This is a genomic window from Stenotrophomonas sp. ATCM1_4 (assembly GCF_004348115.1).
GTDB lineage: Bacteria > Pseudomonadota > Gammaproteobacteria > Xanthomonadales > Xanthomonadaceae > Stenotrophomonas > Stenotrophomonas capsici.
In genome coordinates, this window is record NZ_QPFB01000001.1 from 1,292,655 (window position 1) to 1,310,351 (window position 17,697).

Sequence of the window (17,697 nt, forward strand, 5' to 3'; positions counted from 1 at the left end):
TGGTCTCGATCTCGTCCGGCACGCCCATGGGCGCCGGCTGCAGGGGCGCCGAGCCGCGGGTGAGGTCCGGGGCGTGCCAGCGCACGACGTTGCTCACAGCATGGCCTCCGCGCTGCCGCCGATGGTGACGGTGCCTTCATCGGCCATGCGCTTGACGATGGCCAGGATCTCGCGCTGCGCGCCTTCCACGTCGGACAGACGCACCGGGCCGCGTGCCTCCATGTCCTCGAGCAGGATTTCGGCGGCACGCTGGGACATGTTGCGGGTGATCTTGTCGCGCACCTTGATGTCGGCGCCGCGCAGGGCCAGGCCCAGGCGCTCGCCGCTGACCTCGCGCAGCACCAGCTGCATCTCGCGGTCGTCCAGGTCGACCAGGTCGTCGAACACGAACATCAGGTCCTGGATGCGGCTGCCCAGCGGGGCGTCCACGCGCGCGATCTCGGTCAGGATCACCTGGTCCTGGCCGCTGTCCATGAAGTTGAGGATGTCGGCCGCGCACTGCACGCCGCCGATGCTGGACGATTTCAGGTTCTGGTTGCCGGCGAACTGGCGCTCCATGATCTCGTTCAGTTCGTTCAACGCATTGGGCGGGATGCCGTCCAGGGTGGCGATGCGCAGCAGCACGTCCACGCGGGTGCGCTCGGGCAGCAGCTTGAGCGCATCGGCGGCCTGGTCGTTCTCCAGGTGGGCCATGACGATGGCGATGATCTGCGGGTGCTCGTTGCGCACCAGGTCGGCCACCGCGCGCGGGTCCATCCACTTCAGCGCATCCAGGCCGGTGGTGTTGCGGCCGAGCAGGATGCGGTCGATCAGACTGCTGGCCTTGTCGCTGCCCAGCGCCTGCACCAGCATGTTGCGGATGTAGTCGTCCGAGCCCACCGACAGCGAGGTTTTGTTGCCCAGCTCGGCGCCGAAGTCGTCCATCACCTGCTGCACCTGCTCGCGGGTGACGTCGCTGAGGGTTGCCATGGCGATGCCGATCTTCTGCACCTCCTTCGGCTCCATGTGGCGCAGCACCTCGGCCGCGTCGGCCTCGCCCAGCGAGAGCAACAGCACGGCGGCGCGCTGCACGCCGGACATCTGCAGGGTGTCAGTCATTGGCCACCCATCCCTTCACCACCTGGGCGACGCGCTTGGAGTCGGAGCGGACCGCCTCGCGCGCCATGCGCAGGCGTTCCTCGTAGGCATCCACCGGCAGCGCCAGCGGCGCGGAGCCGTCGAGCTGCAGACGGTCGTTGCCGAGGGCATCGGGCATGCGCAGGTCATCGTCCATCACCTGCACGTCGGCGCGCAGCGGGTCCTCGTCCCTGGCCAGCGCCTTGGGGGGACTGGAGATCTGGCGCAGGGCCGGGCGCAGCACGCCGAACAGCAGTGCCAGCACCACGATCGCGCCCAGGCCCATGCGCAGCCAGTCGCGCAGCTGCGGGTTCTCCCACAGCTTGGGTTCTTCCACCGGCAGGGCCTCGCGCACGAACGGGGCATTCATCACCGACACGGTGTCGCCGCGTTCGGCGCTGAAGCCGACCGCCTGCTTCACCAGTGCCTCCACGCGGGTCAACTCGGCCGCACTGAGCGGCTGGTCGACCGTCTTGCCGTTGCTGCCGGCGCGCGGCACGTGGTCGACCAGCACGGCGACGGACACGCGGTTGACCCGGCCCGCCGGCTGGCGGGTGTGCTGCAGGGTGCGGTCCAGCTCGTAGTTGCGGGTGGCGTTCTTGGAGGTTTCGGTCGGTGCGGCGGCGGTGGGCGCCGGCGCGGCGGCGGGGCCGGGCGGGGTGTTGCTGGCCGCGCCGGGCACGCCTTGGGGGCCGGCCACGTTGCTGGTGTTCTCGCTGATCTGTTCGCTGCGCACCTTCTGCGGCTCACCGTTGTACAGCTCACGGGCCTCCTCGGTGACCGAGAAGTCCATGTCCACGCTGACTTCCGGGTTGACCCGGCCGGCACCGGTCATCGGCTCCAGCAGCTCACGGATGCGCTGGTTGTAGGAGTTCTCCAGGCGGCGCACCTGGTCGAACTGGGCGGCGTTGAGCGCGGCATCGCTGTTGGGGTCGGCGATGGTGAGCATGCGGCCGCTCTGGTCGACCACGGTCACCCGTTCCGGGGCCAGGTCCGGGATGCTGGAGGCCACCATGTGCACGATGGCGTCAACCTGGTTGCGTTCCAGCTGCTGGCCGCCACGCAGTTCCAGCACCACCGAGGCGCTGGCCACGTCGCGCTGGCGGGTGAACGCGCTGGGCTTGGGAATGGCCAGGTGCACGCGGGCGTCACGCACCGGGCGCAGGCTGGTGATGGTGCGGACCAGCTCGGTTTCCAGCGCGTGCTGGTAGCGGGCGTTCTCCACGAACTGGCTGACGCCGAAACCGGGGTCGCGCTCCATCAGCTCGAAGCCGAGCCGCCCGCTGTCGGTCAGGCCGGAGCCGGCCAGCTTCAGGCGCGCATCGTGCACGTTGGCTTCCGGCACGGTGATGGCGCCGGTGGCCGCATCGAGCTTGAAAGGGATCTGCGCCGCCCGCAGCAGGTCGGTGGCCTGGGCCGTGGCCTTGTCATCCAGGCCGGTGTACAGCGGCACCATCGGTGCCTTCTGCGACCAGAAGAACACGAACAGGCCCGCCGCCACGGCAACGGCGATCATGGCCATCAGGCCCAGCCGGCGGGTGATCTGCAGGCTCTGCAGACGGTCGAACCAGGCCCCGGCCTGCTCGGTGTTCAACGATTCTTTGGACAGCGCGAATGCCATGCGTCTGGATCCTTACAGCGGCATGTTCATCACGTCCTGGTAAGCCTGGACGAGACGGTTGCGGACTTCCACGGTGGCGCGGAACGCCAGCTGGGACTGTTGGGCGGCGACCATCACCTTGGCCAGGTCGGCGCCGGGCTCACCGCGTTCGAAGGCGGCCGCCAGCTGGCCGGACTTCTGCTGGGTTTCGTTGACGCTCTTCAGTGCGCCCTGCAGGGTCTGGCTGAACGACGGTGCATTGACGGCGTTGCCCCCGGTCAATCCCTCGATGGCGTTGCTGCGCGGCAGGTCGCCGGTCGGCGCCACCTGGCCGACCTGGTTCTGCAGGCTGCGGATCTGGGAAAGGACGGAGGTGATGGAGTGGGACATCGAAACGGGTTCCGGTAGCAGTCGATCTGCAGGGGAGGTTGCAAGTTGCGTGCCGGAACCCGGAGGCCTTGATCTACGTGAATGAGGATGGCGCGGCGTCGGGAAACCGACGGGTTGATGGCGCACGACGGTTCGCCGACTGGCCGTCTGGGTGTGGATGCCGCCGTAACGACGAACGCCCGCGCGGGGCGGGCGTCGGGGCGGCGACGGATTCCAAGCACGTGGCTCAGGGCAGCCAGGCGTTACGCCATTCCTGCAGGTTCGCCCCCTCCAGCATCCAGTCGCGGTGCACGGCCTCGCGCAACCGAGCACCCGCCTGCGCGCTGGCAGCGGGGTCGGAGAGATGGTCGCGGATGGCCGCCACCCATTCGCGGTGACGGTTGCGCACGCCGGTGACCGGCAGTGACGGGTCCCGGTACGGTCCGACGTCGCTGCACACCACCGGCACGCCGCAGGCACCGTACTCGAGCAGGCGCAGGTTGCTCTTGCAGGTGTTGAAGCGGTTCTCCTCCAGCGGCGCGATCGCCAGGTCCAGCTGCAGTCCGGCCAGCGCACGCGGGTAGAGACGGATGTCCACGCCGGAATGGAACTCGGCCACGTACGGCAACAGGCGTTCCGGGCACATGCCGAAGAACACCCAGTCCACGTCCGCGGCAAGTTCGATGACGGCATCGGCGACCAGTTCCAGGTCGCCGGTATGGCCGACACCACCGGCCCAGCCGACCCGGGGCTTGCCCGGGGCAGGACGCGGCGGATGAGGCAGCGCCGTCCACCATGCAGGTGGCAGCAGGTTGCGTACCACCCGGATATCGGTGTGCAGGCCGTGCAACGCCTCGGCCAGCTGCGGCGTGGACACCACGCAGCGGTCCACCATTCCCAGCGCCCGGCGCATGCTGCGCAGGACATCCTTGGGCATGTGCTCGCGATGGATGTTCTTTAGCGGCAGGTTGGGCAGGTAGTCATCGATCTCGTAGACAGTGAAGGCCCGCGAAAAGCGGCGCATGCGCTGGATGCTGGCCAGGTCCGCGTCGCTGATGCGGCGCTGCAGGATGACCACGTCCGGATCGATGCGCGCCTGTTCGACTGGATCCAGCACGGTGGCGTACAGGACCCCCTCGGCCAGGCCGGCCTGCTTCAGTGCCTCCAATGGCTGGATCACGCGGTAGTGGCCGCTGCCCCAGGGGTCGGCTGGCTGCGCGAGGAGGCGTGGCAGCGGGCGCCAGGGCAGGGGCTGCCAGGAGAAATCGGATTCGCCGAGGCGGAAGCCGCCCGGGACGTCCAGGCGCAGGCTGGGGTTGTAGGCCGGATCGTGGGCGAGTGCGGGCAGCCAGCGCTCCAACAAGGCCGACTCGGCGGGTTCGGGCAACGGCGCGGCCTGGACCGAATGCAGCAGCAGGGCATCGGGCGTCCACACGGTCAGGTAGCCGCGTTGACGCGCGCGCAGGCACAGGTCCACGTCGGCGCCGTGATCGGCGAAGGTGGCGTGGTCGAAGCCGTCCAGCCCGGCGAACAGCTCCGCGCCGATCAACAGGCAACTGTCGGACACGGCCGTGTAGTCCTGCGCGACCTGCAGGCGGTGCATGTAGCCCGGCGCGTCCATCGGCATGCCGGCGAAGGCCCGCCCGCCGCTGCCGAGCAGGCCAGGCACCAGGCCTGCGTGGGTAATGCTGCCATCGGCGGCGATGGTCTTGCCGCCGACGACGCCCACCTCGGGGCGAAGTGCATGGTTCAGGAGCGCGTCCAGCCAGTGCGGCTGCAACGCGGCCACATCGGCGCGCAGGAACAGCAGGAACGGGCTGCTCGCCTGCCCGGCGGCGACATTGCAGGCGGCCGCGTGCGGCAACGGTGGGTCAAAGGCAAAGGCGCGGATGCGACCCCCGGCCAATGGTTCGACCTGCTGCATCCATTGGCTGGCGTCGGGCCCGGCGCCGTTGTCGATCAACAGCAGCTCGTAGTGCGGGTAGGCGGTCTTCTCCAGCAGGGAGACCACGCAGCGCTCCAGCGACGCCAGCACGGTGTCGCGGGAAACGACCAGGATCATGGTGACCGGCGGCTGCGCCCGGTGGCCATGGTCGACCCCGTACAGGCCGTTGCCGCGCGGGGTGACCACTGCATCGGGGTATCCCCGTGCGTGCAGGTGCGCGGTGATGACCTGTTGCCGGGCAGCGTCGTCGGCACGGGGCGGGGCGCAGCTGAGCAGGGGTTCGGGGATATGCGTGATGCCTTCCAGCCCGCCGTGCTGGACCAGGCGCAGGATCAGGTCGAGTTCGGCTGCAGCACCTGCATCGGCATCCAGCCCGCCGATCGCCAGCGCGGCATGCCGGCGGAACAACCAGTGCCCCGCCAACTGCGTCGGGTTTTCCAGCAGCAGGTCCAGGTTGATTCCTGGCCGCAGCGAGGGTGCCAGGTTGTGCTGCGCATCCACATGCCACTCGTCGCAGTACAAGGCGCGTGCGGGGGCATCATCGTGGGCGAGCGCCGCCAGCAGCCGTCGCAGGCCGGCAACATGGAACTCTGCACCGGCCTCCACGAACAGCACCCAGTCGGCAGGGCTGGTGCGCAGGGCCTCGTCCAGCGTGGTCCCGGCAGCGAGCCGGCGGTACGCCGGGTCCAGTCCATCGGGCGCGTGCCCGGCGCCGAGGATGCAGCGGCAGACCACCTCGGCGGTGCGGGCTTGCAGTGGCAGGCTGCCCAGCGTCCTACGCAGGGCACTGGCCGGCTGGCCGTCCGCGCGGATCACGATCTCCACGCTGTTGCGTGGAAGCTGCTGCAACGCGGTGTCCAGCGCCTGGCGCTGCGCGGGGTTGAGCTGGCGACGTGCCTGCCAGTCGTGCAGCGGCCAGCGTGCCTGCGTGATCAGCAACGCCTGTTCCAGCGCCGAGACCAGGTCCACCTTTTCCGCCGGCCGGTGCCCGTCGAGCGGTGCAATGGTTACTTGACGGGTGTCGCCGCCGCGATACCAGCCCAGATTGCGCAGCGCCTGGCGGAATGCCTCGTGCCAGTTCTCGGCGACACCGGGGCGATCCCGTCCGCGCTGGCTGAACTGGTGGCGCGAAATACGGAAGTCGACCAACGGGCGCGCACTGATCGCCACCGGGCCCTGATGCAGCAGTTTGACGTACATGGCCACGTCGGCCAGCCAGGCAATGTGGGTGCCGTCGAGCGTGGCCAGCTGCTCGCCCATCGCCAGCAACGGGGCGCGCCGGCACAGCGCGACGCTGGGCTCGCCAAGGAAGTTGAGGGTGTGGTCACCGAAGAAGTCGATCAGGTCGCGGCCGTCGATGCATACGTCATGGTTGGCCGGGAAAGCAGTGGGAAGCTCATCGGGCAGGGGCATCCCGGCCTCATCGATGAGCCGGCGACGGGTGGTTGCCAGCGCAAGGCCCGGAACGCGCTCGAACGACTCCAGCAGGGTTGCGATGCAGTCCTCGTGCAGCACGTCGTCATCGTGCAGGAACTTGATGTATTCGCCTTCGGCCAGGCTGATCGCACGCGCGGTGCTGCGCACCTCCCACAGGCGGGTGGGGTTGCGCGAGTAGCGCACGGGGAAGTCCACCCGTGCAGCGAATGCCTCCACGGCCGTCTGTACGTAACCGGCAGCCGAATCGTCGCAGACCACAATCTCCAAGGGGCGATGGGTCTGTCGGCGCACGCTTTCCAGGGCCTGCAGCAGCCAGCGGGCCTTGTAGGCCGGGATCACCACGCTGACCAGCGGAGCGGGGGAGGGTGGCGGGTTCATTGGCATCGGGCAGGGCTGTTTGCAGCGATCGCGGCGTGGATCCGTTGCACCACACGGTGGGAGTTGTTGGCATCCAGGTGCTGGAAGAACAGGCGACGGGCGGTGAGGTAGCGCTCGTCCGGTGGGTGCTGTGGTTGTGCGAGCGCGGCGTCCAGCGCGGTGAGCAGGGCCGGGAAGGTGGTGGTCATCGGCCCCGGGAACGCCAGCTCCAGGTCGTACAGCAGCCCGTTCTGGCGGGTGCGGTAGTGCTCCAGGTCATAGGCGAAGCCGAGCACCGGCAGGTCCAGGTAGAGCGCATCGATGTAGACCGACGAGTAGTCGGTGATCACCAGCGCGCTTTCGCGCAGCAGCGGTGCAATTTCCTGGAAGTGCGCGTGGCCCAGGTCCAGCAGTACATCACCATCGAGATGGCGGGCCGGGTCCAGTGGCGCCGGCGCGTTGACCAGATAGTGGCCGCGCAGGCCGAGCACCGCGTCATGGCGGCGCAGTACCTGCTTCAATTGCGTGACCTCGTCATCGCTGAAAAGGTATGCCCGTTCGGTGGCGACGCTGGCATCGCGGTAGGTAGGCGCGTACAGCACCAGGCGCCGTCCGCCGCGCAGCGCCCGTACCCGGCTGGCTTCCTCGCGCAGGCCAACCGGCAAGGCGTCCTCGGCGATGCGCAGGAAGTCGTTGCGCGGCAGCCCGGTGACCCAGACATGCGTCGGCGGCAGCGGATGGAAGATGGCCGCCATCGCATAGGCATCGATGGCCGAGGAGGCCACCAGCCCGGTGTAGAAACGGCGTTCGCGGCGCCGATGCCGGTCGCGGTCGCCGTGCTGGCGCTGGTCCGGGTTGGCCAGTGCGAACAGCCGCTTGAGCGGAATGCCGTGCCAGAGGTTGATAGTGACGCGCCGGTGCAGCCAGGGCCGAGGCGCAGCGTAGCGACCGTTGCGCCAGGGCAGTGACATGTCCAGGGCGGTGGAGTTGGTCAGCAGCAACACGCCGCAGCGGGCGAGCGCCCACAGGCCGGCCAGCGAGTCCAGCCGGACCACGCGGACGTGCGCATCATCGTGTACGTCCGGCGGCCGTTGGCCGCCACGCACAAACACCCGGCAATGGACGCGCGGGTCGTCCTTCACCTGCTCGAAGACCGCGCGCGCGTTCTCGATGAACTGGCCGGGCTTGAGCGGATGGTCGAAGAATGCCCAGTGATCGCTGCGCTTGGGGACCAGCAGGTCCAGCAGCCGCCACGCCAGCAGCAGCGGCTTCCCCAGCCATGCGGGCATCACGGCCAAGCTTCCATCACGCGGCGCGGACCCGCGCATGTGCGGTCAGCAGGTCGCAGATCCGGTCCACCTCGGCGTCCGGGAGGTCCGGGTGGATCGGCAGGCACAGCACCTGGCGGGCGGCGGTGTGCGCCACCGGCAGGTTGTCCGGCGCCGCGGACGGAAAGCCGCGGTACATCGGGAACTCGCTGATCAGCGGGTAGAAGTAGCGTCGTACCAGGATGTTCTCGGCACGCAGCAGGTGGTACAGCTCGTCGCGCTGCAACGGGTAGTCGTCGCCGACCAGCACCGGGAAGTAGGCGTGGTTGTGACGCACGTCCGATGGCCGGGACAGGCATTTCATGCCGGCGATCCCCGCCAGGCGCTGACGGTACAGCGCATCGATGGCCGCGCGTCGTTCCAGCGCCCGGTCGATGTGCTTGAGCTGGAGCAGGCCGAACGCGGCGCTGACCTCGTTCATCTTGCCGTTGATGCCGGGCGCCACCACGGTGGTCTCGTTGACGAAGCCGAAGTTCTTCAGGTGATCGATGCGCTGCTTGGTGCGGGCATCCGGGCAGATGATGGCGCCGCCTTCGAAGGTGTTGAACACCTTGGTGGCATGGAAGCTGAGCACCGACAGGTCGCCGTGCCGCAGCACGCTGCCACGGGTATCGCCGACGGCGAAGGCATGCGCGGCGTCGTAGATCACGCGCAGGTTGTAGTTGTCGGCGATGCGGCCGATGGCATCCACGTCACAGGGCGTGCCGTAGCAATGCACCGGCATGATGGCAGTGGTCTGCGGCGTGATCGCCGCCTCGATCCGGGCCGGATCCAGGTTGAAGGTGACCGGGTCCACGTCCACGAACACCGGCTTGATGCCGTTCCACAGCAGCGAATGGCCGGTGGCCACGAACGAATACGGGGTGGTGATCACCTCGCCGGTGATGCGCAGTGACTGCAGCGCGGTGACCAGCGCCAGCGTGCCATTGGCGAACAGGGCGATGTGCTCGACCCCGAGGTAGGCGCACAGGGCCTTTTCCAGCGCCTGGTGCATGCTGCCCCCGTTGGTCAGGATGCGGCTTTCCCAGATCCGTTCCAGGTAGGGAACGAATTCCTCCAGCGGGGGCAGCAGGGGGCTGGTGACCGGGATTGGCTTCTTGGTCGTCATCGCAGGCGGGCCCGGGGGCATGGCTTCGGCGGATTGCCGGCGAGCAGGGACATGCAACTCCCGTGCCTGCGGGGGCGGCGCCGGTCAGTTGACGGCCAGTCCCATGCCACCGGCCTCGGCCGAGAACAGCAGGCTGCCCAGCGACGAGCGCAACGGGAGCGAGGCAGGCCATCCGGGCGGCACCATCGCCGGGCCGATCCGGTAGCGGCCATGGATGCCGTCAGCGGTGCGATAGTGCAGGACCAGCCCGTACAGATTGCCGGGCTTCCAGTCCGGCGCCCGCATGTCCAGCCGATAGCGCCAGCGGTGCTCGGCGGTCCTGCCTTCGGGCTGGAACGCCCAACTGCCTTCGCCCTGGATCGCATGCAGCTCGAACCAGACCTGGCAACCGGCCATGATCCGGTCGTGCAGGTCCAGGGTCAGGTCCAGGCTGTCCTCGTCCAGCGAGATGTCCCGGAGGCGGAAGAAGCCGATGTTCGGGAACTCCAGGCGCATCGCGCTACGCGGCAGGGCGATCTCCGGGTTGTCCAGGAAGGGTTGCTTCCAATAGCAGGCACCCTCGATTTCCGCGATCCAGCCCCGTTCGCTGGTCACGCCGAGCAGGAAGCACAGGGCTTCGACCTCGCCGCGCCTGATCAGCTCCAGGTAAAGGCAGCGCCTGGCACCGAGCGCCCTGCAGTCCAGCTCGCCATACAGCGCGAGTAGTTCTTGCATCTGCGCGATGAACACCTTGCGAAAGCTCGGAGACGCCACGATGCCAGGCGCGGCGTGCAGGGCACGCTGCAGGTTGGCCACGGCGATCGCGCGCCGGTAGCCGGCCGCTGCGGGAACGTCATCGAAATCATGCCACTCCAGCTTCATCGAGCGGATGCGGTCGATGAAGTTGTCGGCCTGGCGGATGTTCTGGGAAATGGACGCAATGGCGCCCTCGGGGCGCCGGCGCCAGTGGTACACCAGGTCCGGGATGATCACCGTGCGCTGGCTGTACCAGTACGCGCGGTGGACGAACGGGCGGTCCGCGTAGAGCAGGCCCGGGACCATGCCCAACCCGTTCTCCCGCAGGAAATCGGTACGGAATACCTTGTTCCAGTAGAAGCAGTCGTGGATGACGTCGGGGAATCCGTCCACCGAGTCGAAGCTGCGGCGCCGCGACCAGACATACGGCTCATACAGGAATGCCACCGACGAGAGCTTGCCGTCCTGCAGCCGCGCCGCCCGGCCGATGACGATGTCGGCGTCGGCCTGCACGGCCTGTTCCATCAGCAGGCGGTACCCATCGCCGGTGACCACGTCATCGGAGTCAACCAGCGCCACGTAACGACCACGCGCCAGCGACACGCCGAGGTTGCCTGAAACCGCGCCACCTTCGTTGTGTTTGCTGATGCAGCGGAAGTTCGGGTGGCGCGCCTCGTATTCCCGGCAGATCGCGAGGCTGTCGTCGGAGCTGGCATCATCGATGGCGATGACCTCGATGTTGCGATAGTCCTGTTCCAGCAGCGAATCAAGGCACTCCCGCAGGAACGGGGCGGTGTTGTAGACCAGCACCACGATCGACAGCAGCGGAGCCGCGTCGGGGCCGGGCAGCGCGGGCTGGGTCATGCACGAACCTCCCTCAGCTGCTCCACTGCATCCACATCGAATACCGGGATGCCACGCGTGGAAGCCACGTCGGCGCGCTCGCGGTAGGCATCGTCGATGAAGATGGCGGATTCGCCTGGCGGGATCACGGCGCTCTTGGGCGAGCCATCGCGCAGGTGCACGATCCGCTCGAACAAGTCCGCGCAGATGCGATGCCGTGCGAGCGTCCGCACCGGCTCGGTGGCGTGCCGGGTCACCAGCACCACCGGGATTCCCCGCGTGTTCCATTGGTACAGCAGCGCCATCACCTGCGGCTCCGGCGCACCCCGCACCAGCAGGGTGTCGTCCAGGTCCAGGTAGACACGCTCATAGGCCAGCTTCGCCCGCCAGCGGTTGCCGAGCGCGCGGTCCATGACCAACGGGTAGTGCTGGGGCATGACCGTGAAGGGCTTTCCCAGGTAGGCGTAGATGCCCAGCAACGGATAATTGATGCCACGCATGCGGTTCAATGCCATCGAGCCGGCGATGCGGGGGGCGACTTCCAGCAGCTTGGGCACGCCGTGCCGGTCACGTCGGGCCTGGAAGAACCAGGCGCCCTTCAGGCGCAGTTCCGCAGCGATGGCCAGTGCCATCGCCTCCAGCTCGGGGTCCGTGGCCACCGGCTCGGTGCGCACGCTGATCCCGGATTTGACCCGCCCGCGTACCCGCGCAGCGGCATGCAGCAGGGTGCCGTCGGCGGTGGAGATGCAGTCCACGGTGTACTCGGTGCCGGGCAGGTATTCGCTGAACACGTACTCGATGCCACTGCCGGCCAGCCGCCGATGGCGTTCGTCGTTGTCCACCCGCTCGGCGCCCTGGCTGCCCTGGCCGACTGCCGGCTTGGCGAAGATCGGGTAGTCGGCGCTGCCCAGTTCGACGCGGCGCGGCACGATGCCCAAGCCCTGCAACCGCCCGTAGGTCAGGTTCTTGTTGCGGCAGATCGCGGCCATGGCCGGCTCGGGCACCATCGCCGGGGCATGCAGCCGCTGCTGGTTGTCGGCGAGCACGGGGATCACGCTGTCATGCGCCGGCACCACCAGATCGATGCTCCATGCATCGATCAGTGCGTTGAGCTGGGAAACCAGCTCGGCCGAGTCGGCCTGTGCGGTGATCTGGCGGTACCGCGCATAGACGAACTCGCCATGGTCCGAGACCGACGAAGCACCGTGCAGGCAGACGTCCTTGGCATGGCGCAGGGCGGCATGGATCTCCAGGCCGATCTCCGAGCCACAGGGGAAGACCAGCACGTTCACCGTCATGCCCGCGGGTCCTCGCAGGGCTGGGCCAGCAGGACGGCTTCCCAGCCCTGTGGCAACTGCACCCACTTGAAGTTGAAGCGGTAGGGGATGCCGAGTCCGGCAATGAAGCGGGGGATGGTCAGCACGTCGTCCCACTTGTGGTACAGGCACAGCGCCAGCTTGGGGCGGAACCGGCGGATGGTCTGCACGGCCCCCAGCAGCGCGGGGATCTCCGATCCCTCGATGTCCATCTTGATCAGGTCCACGCGCTGCAGCCCGTGCTGGGCGACATAGTCGTCCAGGGTGATGGTGGCGATGCGTTCGCCCGGGCCGTCCCCGGCACCGACCGATGTGGCACCTTGCAGCCTGGCCTGCCTGATCAGCAGCGAGCCATCGCTGTGGTCGGACAACGCCCGCTTGTTGAGCACGACCCGGTCGGCCACGCCGTTGAGGTGCAGGTTGTGCTCGAACAGGGCGATGTTCTCGTCCAGCAGCTCGAAGGCGTGCACCTGGCAATCGTTGCCGGTCTTGGCGCAGAACAGGACGGCGGTGTCGCCGATGAACCCGCCGGCATCGATGATGACCTCGCCCGGGCGGACGCGGAAATCCTCACTCTGGTACTGGTCGAACAGGATGTCGTGGATGCTCAATGCCCACGCATAGCTGGCCAGGCGGAAGTCATGGCCCTGCGGGCGAAGGTCCTGCAGCACGTACTGGCCGTCACCGATGGTGATCGGCGGGCGGGGCTCGGCGCGGATACGATCGACCTCGGCGAGGTAGTGCGCCAGTTCCCCCGGGGCAACGCGGTCGATGCCGGCCCAGCGCTTGAGGAACCAGACCAGGAAGCGCTCCTGCTCGGGGGGGCTCAGCCGCTCGTACAGCAGCGTCGAGATCGCCTCGGCGTCCGCCAGATAGCGTTGAATCAGGCCTCGCAGGCGCGCATCGTCTTCCGCCGGGCCGTTGCCAGCCAGTGCCACCAGGTCGGACAGGAACCGGCTGCGTGACGGGAACGGTCCGAAGAACGCATCGACGACGCGCTCGGCGGCGCTGCCGTCGTTGAGCGCGCAGAAGCGCTCCCGGAAGGCCGCGTAGCGGTCCGCGTGGGTAGCCTGGACGGCGGGCAGGTCCGCCAACAAGGCCACCAGCTCCTCGGTGCTGCGTGCGATTGGCCCGGGCAGGTCCTGGGCCATGTCCAGGTAGAAGCCGCGGACCTGTTCGGCGTAATGCTCCAGGTCGTAGCAATAGAACAGGATCGGCCGGCCAGTGGTGGCGTAGTCGAAGAAGATCGAGGAGTAGTCGGTGATCAGCACGTCGGCGATCGCGCACAGCTCGCTGGCATCGTCCACCTGCGATACATCGCGCACATTGGCCGGAAGCGTCAGTTCCTGCAGCCCCGTGCTGACCAGGTGGTGGCCGCGCAGCAGCAGGATCTCGTCCGGAGCCAGGGCCGCGGCGACCTTCACCAGATCCAGTTGCAGGTCGAAGTCGAACTGCCAATGCCCGACCTGCTGGCTGTCGCGCCAGGTGGGGGCATACAGCACGAAGCGATGACCGGAGGGCAGCGCGAGCCGGGCGAGGGTGTCCTCCCGTGGGCTGACCGGGGCTACCAGTGGATCGGCCACGGGGTAGCCGGCTTCCAGGATCGGGCCGTCGTAACGGAAGGCCCTCCGGAGCACATCGCTGGAATAGCGGTTCTCGCTCAACAGCAATGTCCAGGCACGGGATTCGCGGTACAGGTTGTCGCGTGCCTCCACTTCCGGCCCGGTCACCGTGATGTCGTAGCCCAGCCGCTTCAACGGCGTGCCGTGCCAGGTCTGCAGGTAGCGTGTCTGCGGCTTGCGCCCGTGCGCGGTGAACAGGATGTTGTTGACACGGTACTTGGCCTGCGCGAGCAGGCGGAGGTATTCGGCGGAGCCGCGGATCACCCGCTGCGGGTTTCCCGGGATCTGCTCGTCTCCGTTGTAGGCCCAGACGCAGCGCAGGTCCGGGCGCATCCGGCGCAGTGCCTCGTAGATGTAGCGCGGGTTGCCGGCGTATGCCCTGCCGAAGAAGCTCTCGAACAGGACCAGGTCCTCCTGCAAGGGCAGTTGTTCGAGCAGGGAGGGAAATGCAGCGCGCAGGTTCTCCGCTTCGACGGTCATCGCGTGCTGCTCCAGCGGCGCGGTGAACAAGGCCAGCGAGCTGGCGCTGTCGCTCAGGTAGGCCGACAGCCCATGGGCCTGCACGGCATCACAAAAAAAGTGGCGGTCCGCGCCATCAGCGGTGATTCCGACCAACTGCTGGAACTGACCCGTATTGCCTACTTCGATCTGCACATCCCAGCGCTGGGGGGTATCTTCCAGCAGTGCCGGGCCGGGCAAGCGCGAGCGCGCGGCATCGCCTTCGAGCAGGATGTCCAGCGGCACGCAGCGCTTGCCGTCACGGCGGCGCAGGCGAAGGGCACTGATGCCACGCGGGGCCGGCTGCAGGTGAAGCCACAGGTCGCGGCCCTCGCCGGCAAGGGCGTGGATATGGAAGACAGGCAGCATCAGCGCACTCCGGCGAGCAGGGCAGTGGCCTGCGGTGCATTGTCGGCAGGTGGTGGGTCCAAGCCATGCAGGCGGATGCGTGCCTTGAGGGCGGAGCTGGAGATGTCCTCGGTGCGCGGCAGATAGCGGACCTGGCAATGGCGGGCCAGCGCATCGAAGTGCCCGGTCCAGTCCGAGCCCATCACCAGGATGTCCGCGCCGTAACGCTGGATGTCGATGGCCTTCTGCTCCCAACTGTCCTCGGGGAAGACATCGTCGACATAGCGGATCGCGCGCAGCACGGCCTCGCGGTCGGCGTAGCACTGGGTTGCGGTCTTTCGCTTGATGGCGTTGAACCGGTCCGAGGACAGGCCGACCAGCAAGTGGTCGCCCAGTTCCCGGGCACGACGCAACAGGTTCACGTGCCCCACGTGCAGAAGATCGAACGTCCCGTAGGTCAGAACAAGCGCCATGATGTGCGATTCCAGACGGCCATGATTGCCTTGTGACAGGCAAGATCCGTGCCGTGGGCGTCAATCGCGGGTGGCGTTCCAGTAGGCAGAGCGGGGGACGCTGTCCCCATCGGGCTTGTAGGGCGGCTGCGCCATTGAAAGGTGCGGACGTTCCCAGGCGACGTCGCGACGCACCACCCGTGCCGGTGTACCCACGGCCACGCAGTTGTTCGGGATGGGCCCGGTGACCACGCTGTCCATGCCGATCACGCTGCCATCGCCGATCCGCGCGCCGCCCAGGCAGCATACTCCGAACGCCAGCCAGACATGGGCGCCGATGACGATGTCCTCGACCGGGTTGATGCGCTGGCCGGTGTGGATATCGAAGATGGGGTGGGCATCGTCACCGCGCAGCTGTACTTCCGAGGCCAGCATGCAGTCGTCCCCCACCGTCACCCGGCCGCCTTCGCTGGTGGCGATGAAGGTCCGCGCCGTGGTGGTTACCCCGGCACCGATGGTGATGACGCAATCCTCACCGAGGCGGATGAGCGCGGACAAGCTGCCGGCGGGGCCGGCGGCGCCGATCCGGCAGTGTGCATTGGAGCCGTGGAACTCGACGGCGGTGTTCACCAGGCGCGCACGCGGGTCGATTTCCAGCGTGCAGTTGTGGCCTTTGAACACGGTGGTCAGGCTGTTCAGCCCGACCGGCGCGATGACGCGGTTGCCACGTTCATCGCGCAGCTCACTGCGTTCGGGCGCGGCGAGTGTTGCTTGCCTGGAATCCATCACGATCAGTCTGCTACCTGTTCCCGCTCGATCCCGTACTTGCGCAGCTTCTCCACCAGGGTGGTGCGGCGCAGGCCCAGCAGTTGGGCGGCATGGGCGACCACGCCCTGGGTGCGTTCCAGCGCCTCGTTGATCAGGGTCAGCTCGATGCCGGTCATGTGGTCGCGCAGGTCCAGCCCCTCGCTGGGCAGGCTGGCCGGCTTGAACGCCGCCGCCTTGGCCTGCGTGGCGGTCGGCGCACGGGCTGCCGCCAGCACCGCCTGTACCGCCGGCTCATCGACCGGGTTGGCCGAGGCCGCCATGTTGCCGTCGCCGCGGTAGCGGCTGGGCAGGTCCTGCACGCGCACCAGCCCGCCCGGGTGCAGGACGGCCAGGCGCTCGACCAGGTTGGTCAGTTCGCGCACGTTGCCCGGCCAGGGATAACCGGCCAGCGCCAGCAGGGCCTCGTCGGCGAAGCGGACTTCGCCGCGGCCGGTGCGGGCCAGCTGGGCCGCGATGGTCTGCACCAGTGCCGGGATGTCGGCGGTACGCTCGCGCAACGCGGGCACGTCGATCGGGAACACGTTCAGGCGGTAGAACAGGTCCTCGCGGAACTTGCCTTCGTTGATGCGCGTTTCCAGGTCACGGTGGGTCGCGGCGATCACCCGCACATTGCAGCGGATGGTCTGGTTGCCACCGACACGCTCGAAGCTGCGCTCCTGAAGCACGCGCAGCAGCTTGACTTGCATCGGCAGGCTCATGTCGCCGATCTCGTCCAGCAGCAGGGTGCCACCCTCGGCCATCTCGAAGCGGCCCTTGCGCGCGGTCAGCGCACCGGTGAAGGCGCCTTTCTCATGGCCGAACAGCTCGCTTTCGAGCAGGTCCGGCGGGATCGCGCCGCAGTTGATCGCCACGAACGGCCCATCACGGCGCGGTGAGCGCTGGTGGATGGAGCGCGAGACCACTTCCTTGCCGGTACCCGATTCGCCCAGCACCAACACGGTGGTGTCGAAGTTGGCGACCTGCTCGATCAGCTGGCGCAGCTCGGTCACGGCCGGGCTGGTGCCGGTCGGGCCGTTGTCGTCGATGGCGCTGGACTGGTGCTCGGTGTCCAGCCGCTTGAGGCTGGCACGGCGCAGCAGGGCTTCCACCTGCGCCAGGCGCATCGGCTGCTCCAGCGGCCAGACATTGGCTTCGTGCAGGCCGTAGTGGCGCGAGAACGCCAGCGGGTCACCTTCGCCCAGCAGGACCGGCGGCGGCAGCGGCGCGGCGGCCAGCCAGTTGAAGAAGCCGGCGGCCAGATCGGCGTCTTCCAGCGTGCCGACCACCACGGCCATCCAGTCATTGCTGCGGTGGCGGCTGGTGTCGATGTCCTGCGCGTCGCTGACCCAGCGCGGGGTGAAGTCCATGAACTCCAGCAGGGACAGGGTCCGCTCGGCGCGAACCGCGTCGGCATCGATGACGAGGATGCGTGACTCACTCATCGCCTTGCTCCTTGAGGGCCTCCAGGATCGGCATGACTTCCTGGATGTAAGAGAGTTTGCTGACGAAGTTGTCGGCGCCGGCGCGCAGGGCGTGCTCGCGGTGCTCGGAATCGTCGAAGTGGCTGGCGATGACGATGTACGGCGCGTCATCCTGGGTCTTGATCAGGCGCGTGGCCTGCAGCCCGCCCATCTCCGGCATGGCCAGGTCCATCAGTACCACGCGCGGGCGCAGCGTCTCGGAGCGTTCGATGGCCTGCAGGCCGTTGGCGGCGCTGCCGATCACTTCCAGCCATTCGATGCGGCGGAAGTGGCGCATGGCGGCGTTGATGAAGCCTTCGTGGTCATCAACCAGCAGTACGGTGAGCTTGCTCATG

Annotated in this window: 13 protein-coding genes; all 13 read right to left on the bottom strand. The window is 68.0% G+C overall.

What is annotated here, in order from left to right:
- Nucleotides 1–93: 93 nt before the first annotated feature.
- The 13 genes from fliG to ATCM_RS06265 all read right to left on the bottom strand — a co-directional run bounded on the left by fliG (nt 94) and on the right by ATCM_RS06265 (nt 17,696).
- Nucleotides 94–1,080 carry a flagellar motor switch protein FliG gene (gene fliG, locus ATCM_RS06205; RefSeq protein WP_132866087.1) on the bottom strand — a complete coding sequence of 329 codons (987 nt, stop codon included), beginning with the start codon at nt 1,078–1,080 and terminating at the stop codon, nt 94–96.
- A gap of 10 nt (nt 1,081–1,090) precedes the next feature.
- A complete protein-coding gene (gene fliF, locus ATCM_RS06210; protein ID WP_132863456.1) occupies nt 1,091–2,737 on the bottom strand; it encodes a flagellar basal-body MS-ring/collar protein FliF in 1,647 nt (548 codons plus the stop codon).
- Nucleotides 2,738–2,749: 12 nt separating this feature from the next.
- Nucleotides 2,750–3,106 (bottom strand): flagellar hook-basal body complex protein FliE, encoded by a 357-nt coding sequence (fliE, locus tag ATCM_RS06215; RefSeq protein WP_132863458.1) that lies wholly within the window; start codon nt 3,104–3,106, stop codon nt 2,750–2,752.
- A gap of 226 nt (nt 3,107–3,332) precedes the next feature.
- Nucleotides 3,333–6,803, bottom strand: a complete 3,471-nt coding sequence (locus tag ATCM_RS06220; RefSeq protein ID WP_165931235.1) for a glycosyltransferase — start codon at nt 6,801–6,803, stop codon at nt 3,333–3,335.
- A 38-nt stretch (nt 6,804–6,841) separates the two neighbouring features.
- A complete protein-coding gene (locus tag ATCM_RS06225) occupies nt 6,842–8,113 on the bottom strand; it encodes a CDP-glycerol glycerophosphotransferase family protein (protein ID WP_207911781.1) in 1,272 nt (423 codons plus the stop codon).
- A gap of 16 nt (nt 8,114–8,129) precedes the next feature.
- Nucleotides 8,130–9,260, bottom strand: a complete 1,131-nt coding sequence (locus ATCM_RS06230) for a DegT/DnrJ/EryC1/StrS family aminotransferase (RefSeq protein WP_192285830.1) — start codon at nt 9,258–9,260, stop codon at nt 8,130–8,132.
- 84 nt (nt 9,261–9,344) lie between these two features.
- Complete coding sequence (locus ATCM_RS06235; RefSeq protein ID WP_165931132.1) at nt 9,345–10,859, bottom strand: glycosyltransferase; 1,515 nt, start codon at nt 10,857–10,859, stop codon at nt 9,345–9,347.
- The gene (locus ATCM_RS06240; RefSeq protein WP_132863465.1) at nt 10,856–12,136 is read right to left on the bottom strand and encodes an ATP-grasp domain-containing protein; all 1,281 of its coding nucleotides are present in this window, start codon (nt 12,134–12,136) and stop codon (nt 10,856–10,858) included. Before ATCM_RS06240 ends, ATCM_RS06235 begins: the two co-directional genes overlap by 4 nt.
- Nucleotides 12,133–14,643 carry an FkbM family methyltransferase gene (locus ATCM_RS06245; RefSeq protein WP_132863466.1) on the bottom strand — a complete coding sequence of 837 codons (2,511 nt, stop codon included), beginning with the start codon at nt 14,641–14,643 and terminating at the stop codon, nt 12,133–12,135. The genes ATCM_RS06240 and ATCM_RS06245 overlap by 4 nt, the downstream gene beginning before the upstream one ends.
- A complete protein-coding gene (locus tag ATCM_RS06250) occupies nt 14,643–15,095 on the bottom strand; it encodes an adenylyltransferase/cytidyltransferase family protein (protein ID WP_132863468.1) in 453 nt (150 codons plus the stop codon). The genes ATCM_RS06245 and ATCM_RS06250 overlap by 1 nt, the downstream gene beginning before the upstream one ends.
- A gap of 60 nt (nt 15,096–15,155) precedes the next feature.
- Nucleotides 15,156–15,860 carry an acyltransferase gene (locus ATCM_RS06255; RefSeq protein ID WP_132863469.1) on the bottom strand — a complete coding sequence of 235 codons (705 nt, stop codon included), beginning with the start codon at nt 15,858–15,860 and terminating at the stop codon, nt 15,156–15,158.
- Between the two features lie 5 nt (nt 15,861–15,865).
- Nucleotides 15,866–17,323 (bottom strand): sigma-54 dependent transcriptional regulator, encoded by a 1,458-nt coding sequence (locus tag ATCM_RS06260; protein ID WP_132863470.1) that lies wholly within the window; start codon nt 17,321–17,323, stop codon nt 15,866–15,868.
- Entirely contained in the window at nt 17,316–17,696 is a 381-nt protein-coding gene (locus ATCM_RS06265; RefSeq protein WP_132863472.1) for a response regulator transcription factor, read from the bottom strand. Before ATCM_RS06265 ends, ATCM_RS06260 begins: the two co-directional genes overlap by 8 nt.
- Nucleotide 17,697 lies beyond the last annotated feature (1 nt).